The organism is Phycisphaerales bacterium (assembly GCA_029268515.1).
Lineage (GTDB): Bacteria > Planctomycetota > Phycisphaerae > Phycisphaerales > SM1A02 > JAQWNP01.
This window is the reverse complement of record JAQWNP010000010.1, coordinates 329808-343289: the sequence shown is the minus strand read 5'-3', so window position 1 is coordinate 343289 and position 13482 is coordinate 329808. Positions and strand designations below refer to the sequence as shown.

Annotated in this window: 8 protein-coding genes; 3 read left to right on the top strand and 5 right to left on the bottom strand. The window is 49.9% G+C overall.

What is annotated here, in order from left to right; translation table 11 throughout:
• Positions 1-378 precede the first annotated feature (378 nt).
• Entirely contained in the window at positions 379-1812 is a 1434-nt protein-coding gene (locus P8J86_07905) for a hypothetical protein (protein ID MDG2054616.1), read from the top strand.
• 297 nt (positions 1813-2109) lie between these two features.
• Positions 2110-3771, top strand: a complete 1662-nt coding sequence (locus P8J86_07900) for a hypothetical protein (protein MDG2054615.1) — start codon at positions 2110-2112, stop codon at positions 3769-3771.
• 6 nt (positions 3772-3777) lie between these two features.
• Here the strand turns inward: P8J86_07900 and P8J86_07895 are convergent, their stop codons facing one another.
• Both P8J86_07895 and P8J86_07890 read right to left on the bottom strand, forming a co-directional pair.
• Positions 3778-5067, bottom strand: a complete 1290-nt coding sequence (locus tag P8J86_07895; GenBank protein ID MDG2054614.1) for a hypothetical protein — start codon at positions 5065-5067, stop codon at positions 3778-3780.
• A 3-nt stretch (positions 5068-5070) separates the two neighbouring features.
• The gene (locus tag P8J86_07890; protein MDG2054613.1) at positions 5071-7599 is read right to left on the bottom strand and encodes an ankyrin repeat domain-containing protein; all 2529 of its coding nucleotides are present in this window, start codon (positions 7597-7599) and stop codon (positions 5071-5073) included.
• Between the two features lie 151 nt (positions 7600-7750).
• Between P8J86_07890 and P8J86_07885 the strand changes: the two genes are divergently transcribed.
• Positions 7751-8119 (top strand): cupin domain-containing protein, encoded by a 369-nt coding sequence (locus tag P8J86_07885; GenBank protein ID MDG2054612.1) that lies wholly within the window; start codon positions 7751-7753, stop codon positions 8117-8119.
• Between the two features lie 28 nt (positions 8120-8147).
• Here the strand turns inward: P8J86_07885 and P8J86_07880 are convergent, their stop codons facing one another.
• Genes P8J86_07880 through P8J86_07870 form a run of 3 tightly spaced genes read right to left on the bottom strand, consistent with a single transcriptional unit; the run spans position 8148 to position 13449 of the window.
• Positions 8148-9536 (bottom strand): DUF1552 domain-containing protein, encoded by a 1389-nt coding sequence (locus P8J86_07880; GenBank protein ID MDG2054611.1) that lies wholly within the window; start codon positions 9534-9536, stop codon positions 8148-8150.
• Positions 9533-11905, bottom strand: a complete 2373-nt coding sequence (locus P8J86_07875) for a DUF1592 domain-containing protein (GenBank protein ID MDG2054610.1) — start codon at positions 11903-11905, stop codon at positions 9533-9535. Before P8J86_07875 ends, P8J86_07880 begins: the two co-directional genes overlap by 4 nt.
• Positions 11902-13449, bottom strand: a complete 1548-nt coding sequence (locus P8J86_07870) for a sulfatase (protein ID MDG2054609.1) — start codon at positions 13447-13449, stop codon at positions 11902-11904. The genes P8J86_07875 and P8J86_07870 overlap by 4 nt, the downstream gene beginning before the upstream one ends.
• Between the last annotated feature and the right edge of the window lie 33 nt (positions 13450-13482).

The following is a 13482-nucleotide window of genomic DNA, read 5'->3' as shown; positions in this document are numbered from 1 at the left end:
CCAGGAACCAGCAATACGATTCAAATCTAATGGTTATTGAGCCATTGCCTAGCCAGGTGCTCAGGTGTGATGGCCCATTTTGAACAAGGAACGATACCTCTGCGTATCGATCCTGCCATTTATATGCCCCCCCCATACCGGTGGGTCCCGGAGCTTCGGCTCTGGGCCCGCCGGGCTTTTTTTTGCCTGGTTCATATCAGCCCTCGGAATCAAGCCACCGCCCTTTTCAGATGCGAGCGATCAAGGCAACCCACCTGAGCAGCATCTCCCACAAACGCCAACTTCATGAAATCTCTGGAATTACGCGCAATGTCAAGCAGCGATTGACATATCTCTTTTTGAGAAAAATCAACCACCTCGAAGAAAGGGGATATTGCAATGCAAACACATTCAATCGTCAAAAAAGGAAACATTGCTCTGTTAGCAATGTTGACCATGAACCTCGTCATGCCTGAGCAAGATTGGTTTTTGCCCAGTGCGGAGGCTTCATTGCCTGGGACAACAACAATAATGTCATCAATGTCAGCGAGCGCACTGAGTCTGATGGAAGAAGATGACTCAGAGGTAGAAGAGTTCACTGCCTTTAACAAGAAAATTCACACCCATCTCTTTGGTCCTGTTGCAGACGAGCATGCTCACCCATGGTACTTCCCTCAGGAGGAAATCAACTCCTGTGGAACCTACTACGGACCCTCACATCACATTCCATTAGGTACTGCAGTTGAGGATATGACCGAACCTGAAGCACGTGTCGATACAAGATTTGTCGTTCACTACTTAGAGGAAGTCGGTGAACGTGAACCAATCCCCGATCATCCAAGTTGGTGGGGTGAGATGTTTGTCGCTTTGGTTACCATTCACAATGAAGAAACAGGCGCCTATATCAACTGTTTCAGCATGATCAACAACTACTATACATTAGCTGGCTTATCTACAGACGGTTCGCCTGGGGACGCTTCATTAGACTTCCATTACCAAATGACGGAGATTGTTAATGACTTAACACTTATCGATGCTCTGGGAGGAGGGCCAAAACCCGTCTTGAGTAAAAAAAGGCCAGGCCAATTTACTCCGCTACTCCCAGACCTCTTATCAACGCCTAACCAACTGAGTCCACTTCAGTATCAACTCTTCGTGCAAGCACTCGATGAGACCCTTGCTGGAAGTGATGGATGCGGTGACTTCCGTCAAGCGATGATGAACATCGATATGACTGAGATCTTCAATGATGTGTTGGAGCCTCATGGTGGCAAGCTTGTCAAGCCTGGCGATGCTCTCTATATGCCACTGTTCAATGCAGCAATCACCGGACAAAACAGCGTCGACACAAATGGCCGCACTATTCATTTTGATAGTGATTCGCCTCTTGTAAATGTAAATGAAAATGGTCTCGGTAACTTCATAATCTGGGAGGGCTCAAAGGGCTCTGAAAGCGGCGGAGAATTCAGATCATCAGAAGATGATGGAGCCTGGGAGGCGTTCATTGAATGTGTTTGGGCAGCAGTCGGAGGTTTTGGTTGGAGCATTCTTATGGCTCTTGTTGCATACGCGTTATGTAGAGCCGCCTGCAAGCTTGCGTGTCTCGCGTGTGGCGTTGCTGCTCGCGTTTGCTATGGTCTTTGCCTGGCGCTCGTATGGACCTGGTGGGGCGGCGTCGCATGTGCGCTCATTTGCACTGGGATTCTTTTCGCTTGTAAAGCTTACGCCTGTATGGGCCCCTGCGCAAGCGATTGCAGACTAACGATAGTGGCGGTATTAAGTGCCGGTACAATTGACGCGATAGAAGCTTGCTACGGGGTAATCGACTACTAGCAAACATATTCTTTCTCATTTGATCCCCCCACACACCGCCGGACCTGCAAATGTTCATCACTTGCAACCGGCGGTGTTTCTATGCGCTCATTCTTGCGAACTGCCCCCTTGGTTGCCTTTGCGCCGCGAACCAGCCAGAACGCCGCCTGGTGTGAATGAGCAATACGCTTTTTCTACATCAGACTTTCAACCAACAAACACAACCGCCCTAGATTAGCTGCAAGAGACATCGTCTCACGGTTGACCGACACCGCCTTGCCGGTTTGGGTGCCACAACAATGGTTGAAAGGAATCACCATGGACGTCCATTTCAAGAAACAATGCGCTGGTGGCTCACAGGCTATTGATGGGATCAGGCAAAATGCTCTTGCCAGATCCCGTACCCGACGTACCACCAGATCAATGGTGATCTGGTGGTTGGTGCTGACCGTCTTTGCCGCAGTGCTGTCACTGACAAGTGGTTGTCAGTGCAAGAAGGGAAGCCAAGGGCTCTGCACCAGCGTGCAAATGGTGGCGCTACGATTCTGGACATTACAGAACAACTGCTGTGACGAAGCATTTCGAGAGCGATTTGAGGTGTCTGGTGACAGTGAAGGCACGAGTCCCTGTGATCAGTTGGTCGCATTTCAACAAGCGGTCATTGGCTTGCTTGAATGCACCACCTGCCTCTGTGAGCACGAAGAATGGCGGCGCATCACGGGCCTCTTTGATCAGCTCTGGAAAGACTTTTTCCCCTTACTTGGACCATTGCTGATCGATCGCCATCTACCTGAGGAGATTCTCCCCGAGGTGTTTCCACTCGAACTCCCTGCTGGCGTGCCGCAGGTACCAATGAATCCCATTTTGATCATGGACCCCCAAGGTCAAGTTGACCTTCATACCACTGCGACCGCCTCCTACATCAAGTCGATCCCTCTTGCTCTTGTCAACGACGCATCGATCCCATTGAACCAGCTGGGCAATAGCTTCGAGCAGAGCCAAGACCGCACCCAAACAGCGCAGATTAAGCAGCTGTGGATTGAGACTGTGACAGGTTATGTGATTGAACCTACAAGCTGGCTCACTGCAAGCGAGGCTTTCGGCGCCTTCGACTTTGACATCAGCGGTGTGATTGAAGTGGCCAACTTCAAAGATCTGATCGATGTGCAAACCGCCACGTTAACCAAACTTCATATCACACTCAGCAGCCCGATCGCCGGCTTATCAACCGCCATCACACTCCAACCCAGCGAGGGCAATCAGGTCACGATCAACCAAGCTGGCCAAGGCTATATGGCTGCTGTCGTCGCAATCGACATCACTTTTGATGGTGTCAGCTTTGGCGTCGGACCATTACACAATGTCGCTATCGCACTGCCCATTCAATTGGATCCAACTGGCAAAGAGCTTCGTATTAATGGCACCTTTGCTGGCACGACCATCTTTCCACTGATACCAAGTGTCGATTCGTTCGTCAGCGGCGTTTTCAATGGACCGATCAATGAACAGATCAATGGAAATAAAGTCGGATCAGAAGATGGTCAATTCCCCTGCCAATCTGGCGATCCTTGCGAAGTGATTCCTGGCACCCCGAATGTGCGATGCAGCGCCACTCGTGATGTCTGCGCTATTCTGGCAGCCCTTGACTGCGCTATTACCGATCCAAGCGAGAATGATCCGCTCTACTGCAATTACTTTTATGTCAATGCGCCTTGTTGTCTGCCCAATGGTCAGTGCATGATGGTTCGTAAGGCGCACTGCTTTGCCATGAATGGCGTCCCACAAGATCTATTTGATTCATGCGATGAAGTGAGCTGCACAAACACTGAGCCTACCGAAGGGCGACGCTCCGAAGGCCCCTTCCAACAAACACCGATCATTCAAAGTCCGGTTGGCGATGAAGACGACGTGTATGGCCCTTGTGAACATGTGTGTCCGAAGGGACCGACGCAGCGTCCAATTTCACAGGCAGGTTCGTAGAGGTTTCTATGACTGACCGCTGCTGACTGGAGGTATATCAGCCAGCGGAATGCGGGCGGCTCCTAAACCCAAGGGGCCGCCTTTTTTCTTGGCTGGTTTGGTCCAAACAACAAACAGCTCCTTGTCGCCAAGGCGACAAATCTTCGGAAAGCCACTGGGCCGCCCACCATCAACTTGGGCCACGTGATACGGTTTTCCGACAGCACCGTCTACTCCAACACGATGCAGCTGCAATTGCCCGCTACCTATGACCTGCACAATGCTACTGACGATCGCCTCGTCTCCACCATCGAGCATGACCACATCGACGCGACCGAGTGAGCCTGTATCAACCGAAATTGGCTCTTTAAAAGATGAGGTCGTGCCAAACGATATATGGACACCGGGGCGATGCTCAGCACCGCTGTACCAAGCGACCACCAGATCATCAGCGGCAGCGTCGATGGCAGGTCCATTGACTGGGCATGCAGCTATCTCCCAACCATCAACATGCACTGGCGCCGGTTGGCTCCAACCACTTTGGGTTTTCTCGTCTTGGTACACGAAACAAATATCACGAATTTCCCCTTGGCTTCGATCGCGGTAGACCACGACTGATCCTGCCGGCGTTGATACCGCATCAGTCCCACAACATTCACAAACCCGTTCATCTAGCAAGATGGATTCTGAGGAGCCCTGCCCTTCTTCTGGAAGAAGCGCCGTGCGTAAAGTCATATCACCGGCGCCATGATCATGCTCGCCTGCATGGTCTGTGGCTTTGCTATGAGCCATCTCTCGACCATCGAGCCAGAAACCACGAACTCGATCATTGGACTGAGCCACCAGCGAAACAAAGCCATGCTCTGTGAGAGAATGATCATCATGAATTGGGCCCAAGAGCTGCCATGTCTTTCCATCGTCTTTCGAAGATGCAGCAAATATGTGATAGGCATACGTGCCCTGTCCAACCATCGGTAACCAGGTCACAATAATTTGTTTCTCTTTATTGCGAGCCACGGCAGGGACATCAGCCCAATTCAAAAACAGAGATTCGCGGGTTGCCTGTTTGACCGTAAATGGCTCACTCCAGACATTGTTTTCAAATCGAGCACCTCGGATTGCCCAAATCTCACTACTGCTTCCTACGTTGACCTCTTGAGTTGTATGCCCAGGCTCGGCCCATACAAGCACAACCCCAGCGTCATCTCTAAAGAGACCTGGCGCAAACGCTCCCTCACGAGCAGGGGGCGATACATCAACACTGGCACTGGCACTGGCAACAAAGAATAAAAGAAAATATTGAATCAAATACATCATGGATTACTCGGTTGGTGTCGCAGACTGACGCTTGATAGCGGTCTCTAATGCTTCAATCACTTGCTCATGCCGAGCTTTCACTGTGGATGTCGCGCCCCAGCCTTCATTTTCAGCAGCAAACAATGCGGTATGACCCGCATTATCTTTTATTAATGGATCTGCCCCATGGCTGAGCAATTCCTTGACTTGAAGAAGATCACCTCGCTTCGCTGCTTCAAAAAGAGCGGTCTGGCCATTCGGCCCAGTGGCGTTGACGTTCGCACCATTGGCCAGCAAACAGGTGATCACTAATTTCTGCCTCCCTGATTGAGCCGCCAGTACGAGTGGTGGTCCAAATCGCGATGACTTTTCTGATACATCAGCGCCAGCCTCAACAAGACTATAGGTCACAGGAAATTTTGCATGTAGTGTCGAGAGCTGAAGTGGTGTCGGCCCATCACCACAGCGCTTATCAATCTCTGCCCCAGATTTTATAAGCGCATTGACTGCCGAGGCTCTGTTCTTGATTGTGGCGAGACCCAACGGCGTCACCGGATTTTCAGTACCCATACAAGTATTGACATTAAAGCCGGCTGCGATGAGTGCCGTAATTGAATCTACTTCCTCTTTTTTGACTGCCCATGCCATGGCTGGCATTCCAGCTGAATCAACGGCATCAACATGAGCGCCATTTGCAATGAATAATTCAATTGCATCTGTACAGCCCTGACCTGCTGCAATCATCAATGGCGTCGCACCATTTTGTTCAGGCAAGGTCGCTGAGGCGCCTGCGGCCAGCAATTGCTTCATTTTCGATTGATCACATTTGCGAATCGCTTGGAGAAGATCGCGTTGCAAGCCATCGGCATCCTGAGGCTGAATGACACGTTGCTCCACTGACTCATGGATCGGTGGCGTTTTTATTTTTGCTTCTGATTTTGGCGATGCAGTAGACGACCTTGACGCTCTTGATTGCACCAATGCCTCTGTGATCTGTTGCACAGGCAAGCGCATTTTGAGTTGCCACATCAATGGCTTCCGCTCAAGTGTACCCAGCATCCAATGACTATCGACGCCCATCGCACCTGGATCTGTTTCTATTCCCATCACACCAAAAGACCACTGAAACAGCGATCGTGTATTGACTGCCCAAGCCAGTCGAACCTCAGCGTCAGCACCTCCCAACATCTCTGCTAATTGATTAATTTGAGTTGTTTGAAAGTCAGGCACTTGCCCTGATTTGAGTCGCATCGCAACCATATCATCACCCTCTGGCTGTATGGATCCTTCTAGTTTTCCATACGTATCAAACCAACGAGCCATTTTTGATTGCATATTAGGCTGTGATACAAACTCCATACGCATGGTGTCGCCATCACCTATTTCTGCTTTTACTGTTTCTATTCCAGGGATATCTTGTAAGAGACGAAGCATCTCACGCGTTTCAGAAATATATTTCTCGGGCGCATTTGTACCGGCAAAGGCACCAAATCCCATGCCCTGATCATAGAGCTCCACACTCATGACAGCTCCAGTCTCGCTCTGGGAAGCCAATGCAGCATCGATCTCTGCGAGTCGCGCTATACGGTCCTTTGCTTGCGGAGAAGCATCTTTCTCTTCAGCTTCTTTTGCTGCCGTTAACGTTAATGCTTTGGCCCAATTCAAAATCGTTTGATCAGCTGCAACGAAAACCGTGCCATGCCTCAGTCGACTGGCCATCATTGCCATTTTCCTATTGGGTTCTACGTCAGGTTCATGAACCGTTGTCGACATATCTAGAGTGATAGAAGATGTGGTCCCCACATCAATGCCCAGGCCGACTGTTGTGATGTCCTTGGCCTGTTCACTTAACGACTGAACTGCCAGATTCACGTTTGCTCCTTGTGAATCTTCACTGGATTGCAAAGCACCGGTGACAAATAGTCCTAAAGGGAAACCATAATGTTTCCAAAGCGTTTGAAAATCAACCGCAATACGAATCTGCCCATTGGGCAGCATGTCCGTCAGCTTATTAATCTCTTTTTGTTTCTCAGGTGCAGCAATTGAGTTTGTCACAATAATCAGGCCATCGACCAAATGAACTTTCGGCGAAGGCATCAAAGTCGAATCAGGTGTGCCAGCAGCTGGCGTTTGAGTGATGCCCTTTGCTGCTTTAGCGATGAGCATCATGTGATGTGACACAAAAGTTTGTGGTTGCCCCTGTGGCTTGGGATGCGGAACAAATGCCAGAATGACGGGACTCGAACGATCAATGACATTGGGGTCAGCTAAAAGCATCGTCCCAATGAGCTCTAGGCTGGGATGCGAACCTACCGGTGGACGGGCATCATCGGGAAGCGACTGGGCCACTTCCATAATGGCCTTATCAAGACTCTCCGGCGTCTGTATCACTAGAATTCCTATGGAATCCTGAGGCACATATTCAAAGACACGATGTAGGGATGGGTTCTGTAATACATCCACTGCTGGCGCTTCGCTGGCGGTCTGACTCCAAACCGTTAATGGATGAGCTAGTGAGATTGCTATAATGCTTGTTATAAAAAACCGCATCATCACTTTTTACACTCCTTAATAGACATGGATACCCCTGGCACTCACTACGCCTTGCTTACAAGTGAACGATGCCCGAGTAATCCATAGTATATCTTCTGAAGATTCTTCCTGGCAGAACACACCAAATGACTATGTAGAAGAGGTTCCACTGATGCTTATTCGCTCTGCAGATCCAACAAACACAACACCAGTCGATATGGATGGTGCCGAAAAGGTATCAATGCAAGTCATGGTCGGACGCCAAGACAACGCGCCTCATTTTTCACTTCGTCACTTTGTGGTCGAACCTGGCGGACACACCCCTCGACATCAACACAACTACGAACACGAAAATTACATTATTGAAGGCTCTGGGACGATCGAATGTGACGGAGACATTCAAGAAATCAAAGTTGGGGATACTTTTTACATCCCGGCGAATACCGTGCATCAGTTCTGCAACAGCAAAGACAAACCACTGCGATTTCTATGTCTCGTACCCACAACCTATGAAGGCGATAAGCCAACGCCAGGCAGCTAGCGACAATAATGCCAAAGCGATCCGCTCCTTAGATTAGAAGCGTGCCGGTCGCGTCACCAAATTTCTCTGTCACTTGACCTTCGGTCAGCTTCCCAAGCATTCCTGTATAGAGGTTGCACATCGGTGTCCCCTCTTCAACTTGGATATGCTGCCCCAGATTGACGCCCGCGGCTGAACCACCTGCAACAATCACAGGAAGGTGATCATGGTTGTGGCGATTTCCATCCGAGATAGCACTTCCCCAGATCAGCATGGTGTGATCAAGCAACGTGCCATCACCTTCCTGGACAGCGTCAAGCTTCTTAATGACATTCGCTAATAAGCCACTTTGAAAGTGATTGATACGACGGATCTTTTCGACCATCGCTTGGTCACCACGATGATGCGAAAGATGATGATGCCCTTCAGAAACTTCGATATACGGAAAACTGCGATTAGAGCCCTCATTGGCAAGCATGAAACTGGTGACACGCGTCTGATCAAGCTTAAACGCCAACACCATCAAGTCACTCATAATGCCTACATGCTCGCGATAGTCCGCTGGTGTCCCCCTTGGAAGGTCTTCTGGGGTAATACCGCCCAATTCTCTGGCTGCCTCAGGATCGACCGTGACACGTTCAATCATCTCAAGACGGCGTTCGAGTGCTCGTACTCCGTCGAAGTACTCATCCATTCGATTTTGATCTGCCCGCCCTAAACGATTGTTTAACTGTTGGGAATCTTGGCTCACAAAATCGAGTATCGAACGTCGAGACTTAAGTCGATGGGCTCGTGCTGCTGCATTCTCTCGGCCCATCCCCATACTAAAGAGTCGCTCAAAGACTTCACGCGGCCGAATCTCTTTGAGATTTGGCTGCTGTGCGGTACGCCATGAGATATTTCCACTATAAGCACACGCATAGCCAGAGTCGCAGGCACCACTGCGCATAGCTGGTTCACATCCAAGCTCAAGACTTGGCAATGGCGTCTGATGACCAATGGCATTGGCCAACACTTGGTCGACTGACATGCCGACATTGATATCAGTACCAGCCGTCTTTACGGGGTGAGCGCCTGTAAGAAAGCAGGCCGCTGATCGGGCATGGTCTCCAGGCCCATCTCCGAGTGCCTGCGCATTGCGATGAGCCAACCCACTGACGATAGAAAATCGATCACGTACCCCAGCCAATGGCTGCAATGATGGAGGCAATACGTAGTCATGGCCTGTTTTTTTAGGCATCCAGGCAGGAGGATCCACACCATTGGGAATAAACAAGAATGCCGCCCTGATTGGCGGTGAACCTGCTTGGCTGCCTAATTGCTGAGCGCTTCTTGCAACTGATGCCAAAGAACTTGGCAGCATTGCTTCAAGCCAAGGCAAAGCGAGCGCAGTGCCCATGCCTCTTAACACAGTCCGACGCGATAAATGGCCACTCATGAGCTATTCCTCCTGGCGTTACTACTTGAACTGCTTTCGCTTGGGTCAGATATCTCTGCGCGTCGCGTTCGAAAGGACTCACATTCAATGACCGCGAAGACGAGCGCTCGTAGACTCGGATTTGAACCAATGCCATTGAGAATCTCATCGACTTGATTTTCATCATCTTTTGAAAGGCCACGGCCCAGCGCATACGTCAACAAATGACGGCAACATGATCTTATAAAATCTGGTCTGGCCAGCAGTAGATCACGTAGACCCTGCGGTCCATCAAGCAGTGTTCCATCTGGCAATCTCGCAGCGTCATCAATAGGTAAGTTGTTTTCGTGCTCGCGCCACCTGCCCACCGCATCGAATGGCTCCAATGCAAAACCCAGTGGATCAAGACGCTTGTGGCAAGAAGCACAGGCAGGATCACTTCGATGAGCTTCAAGCAAAGCTCGTAGCGAAGTCTTACCAGTGACTCTCCCATCCTCAGGCAAGCCATCAACATTGGCTGGTGGTGGCGGTGTTGGATCATCGAAAAGCACTTCCAAAACCCACTTGCCCCGTTTCACTGGGCTGGTACGGGTGGGATTACTCGTGGCAAGTAGTACGCTCGCATGCCGAAAGACGCCCATTCGATCAGGAACACCGGGCAGTTCGGGATCCAGCGAGACGCGCCGCATATGTGAACCCTGCACACCTGGAATTCCATAATGTCTTGCAAGCACCTCATTCATGAAGGTCCAATCAGCTTCGAGTAAGTCACTCATTGGCCGCCCCTCCTTCAAGATTGCATCGAAGACGAGAACTGTCTCTGCTCTCATTGCTGAAAGAAGCTCATCAGTAAAATCACCAAACTGTGAAGGATCTGGACGCAGCTGATCGAGTCCGTCAATCTGCAACCACTGCGCGCCAAATCGCTCTGCCAGGGCCGCAGCACGTGGATCTTCAATCATACGATCAAGCTGCATCTTTCTTCCAGCTGAATCATTGAGCGCTCCTGATGCAGCTGCCTCAGTCAGAATTGCATCCGGCGCACTCGACCAAAGAAAGTAGCTCACTCGTGTCGCCCACTCCCACGCATCAATTGTTCGTTGTGCTTCGCCTGAGCGTGGATCAGCTTCTATACGGAACAAGAAGCGTGGATGCACCAGGAGCGCTGTCAATGCAATCCGGAGCCTCTGCGCATCACTTTGATCTTCTCTAACCAATTCTGTCACGATATTGAGAAGTGCTTCTACCTCAGTATCGTCAACTGGCCGACGCCAAGCCATCGATGCCAATATTCGCACCTGCTCATTCAAACGTTCTGACTCTGGAAGATGCTCAGTTTTCGCATTCAACAGAACCTGTAGCTTTGTTGGACTGGGAATATCAAGTGGACCTTCCAAAGAAATCGATGAGAGATGAGCATTGCGATCCCGCTCTCGAGGCTTGGGATTTTTAGGTTCGTAGTAGTCGTTTAGAAAGCCGACGCCAAATGTGGAGACGCCAGACTTTAAGTCTATTTCTGAACCTATTTTTTGGAGACGCATGTCACCAGATACTTCAAACTTCTTGATTTGAACTCCATTAAGAAACAAAGCCATTTCGACCAGATCGGGACCTGCTTGTTTACCCGCTACTTCGGCCTCAAATCGATAGCGACCGGAATGGACCGCATCAATTTCGCCCTCAACCACACTATTCGTAAATAACACCCAACCCTCTTTATTGAGGTGTGCGCCACGCTCGGCATGAAGCTCTGAAGCCGTTTGCTGAATAAGTGCCGGCTCAGCGCTTTGCAAATCTACAAATGCGGCTTGAGCAATTCGCTCTGCTGCATTCATGTACTTCTCAAAAAGCAAAGGTGAAATAGAAAGCACATCACCATTATTATCAAATCCATGGCCGATCTCATCAACAGGGAGATCGTCTCGATTGAAGTCAACAAAAAATAGATCCGCAATTGTATTTGCGTACTCTGCGCGGTTAAGTCGTCGCATGGTTGTGCGAACACGACCATCATCCGTTATTGGCAAAGCTGCAACTATTGGCTTGAGTTGTGCCACTAGTTCTTGATATTCAGCGTCACTGGGCTTCTCCCCCTTTGGAGGCATGTCTTTTGCAATCAGCCTCGCTTGAACATCGCGCCAAACTGGCCACATGTCATCATTCTTGAGTGCATCAAGAGCGGCCCCTAAATCAAGATCAGCTTTGGGACGCGGCGAACTATGACAATCAAGACACCACTGATTAATGAATGTGCCAAGTAATTCATCCTGATTTTGAGAAAACGTATGATCGACCGTACCAACAAAACAAAGAGCAAAGGCCAATGCAATACGAATCCGGAATTTCGCCAGAGAGACAAAGCATGTTCGCCTTAATGACTTTGACATCATTGGTCTTGCCCCTTTGATTCCTCAACTTGGTAATGATGGCGGAGCCGAGTGAGTTCCGATCGCAAGTTTGCTGCGATGTCAGCATATTTCTGATCATCAATACGATTATCGATTTCATTGGGATCCACTTTCAAATCATAGAGCTCCCATGCGTCTAATCCTGGAAAGTAAATCAGCTTATATCGGCTTGTACGGACACCGTAATGTGGCTCCACATTATGAATACCTTGCTCTGAGTACTCGTAGTAAATACTCGACCGCCATGGATCCACACTGTCTCCACGTATGAGCGGCAGCATGCTCTGGCCTTGCATACGATCAGGCGCTGCAACACCGGCAGCATCCAGCAGCGTCTGCGCCATATCAAGATTCTGAACCAGCTCCTGACGACGCTGCCCTGCGATAGCCTGGCCAGGCCAACGAATAATCATAGGTAAACGGAGTGAAGGTTCGTACATGAAGCGCTTGTCATACCAACCGTGCTCACCCAGGTAGAACCCCTGGTCTGAAACGTAGATAAAAATGGTATTGCCACTCAATCCTGCCGCTTCGAGCGCTTCGTTGAGTCGGCCCACGTTGTCATCAACCGATGCGATGCAACGCAGGTAGTTCTTTATATAACGCTGGTACTTCCATCGAACGAGATCTTGACCCTCAAGCCCTTCTTCTCGGAAGGACTGATTGCGCGGCTCAAAGGCAGCGTTCCAATTGGATCTCTCACTCGTCGTCATTCGCTCTAGCAGGCCATCTGCCCAACGATCAGGACCATCAAGTACACCCTCTTTATCTATTGGTGGCACTTTCAAGTCATAATTCATCCACATGTGATTCGCAATCGACATTTCTTGATTTCTTGCCGCATCACTACGCGTTGCATAATCATCGAAGAGCGTCGCCGGCTCAGCAATCTTCACATCTTCATACAAATTGAGATGATCTGGACCAGGCATCCAGCTGCGATGAGGCGCCTTGTGTTGCACCATTAACAAGAAGGGGCGATCTTTATCTTCACGGCCAGCAAGCCAGTCGATTGCTTTGTCTGTGGTTATATCTGTGCAATACCCACTGACATTATGTTTTCCATCAGCCGTGACAAATTCAGGGGCGTAGTAGTGCCCCTGCCCCGGCAACACTTCCCAATGATCGAAACCGGTGGGATCGGTTTTGAGATGCCACTTCCCAAATAATGCTGTTTGGTAACCCGCATCCTGCAATAAGCTCGGAAACGTTGCTTGTGAACCGTCAAATATATCGCCGTTATCTTCCACTCCATTGATGTGACTGTGCGTGCCCGTGAGAAACACGGCGCGGCTAGGAGCACAGATTCCATTGGTACAAAATGCATTCTCAAATAGCGTCCCCTGATCTGCGAGTGCATCAATGTGTGGTGTCTGGTTAAGATGTGATCCGTAAGCACTGACCGCTGCTGAAGCATGATCATCGGTCATCACAAATACAATATTTGGCTGCCGCGCAGTAGGCGTATCTGCCGCACTGCGACTCTCTGCAAAGCACAATATCAGAGTAAAAGTCCACTCAATCACAGCACCAGTCTACCTAGAGAATGCCATCAACTA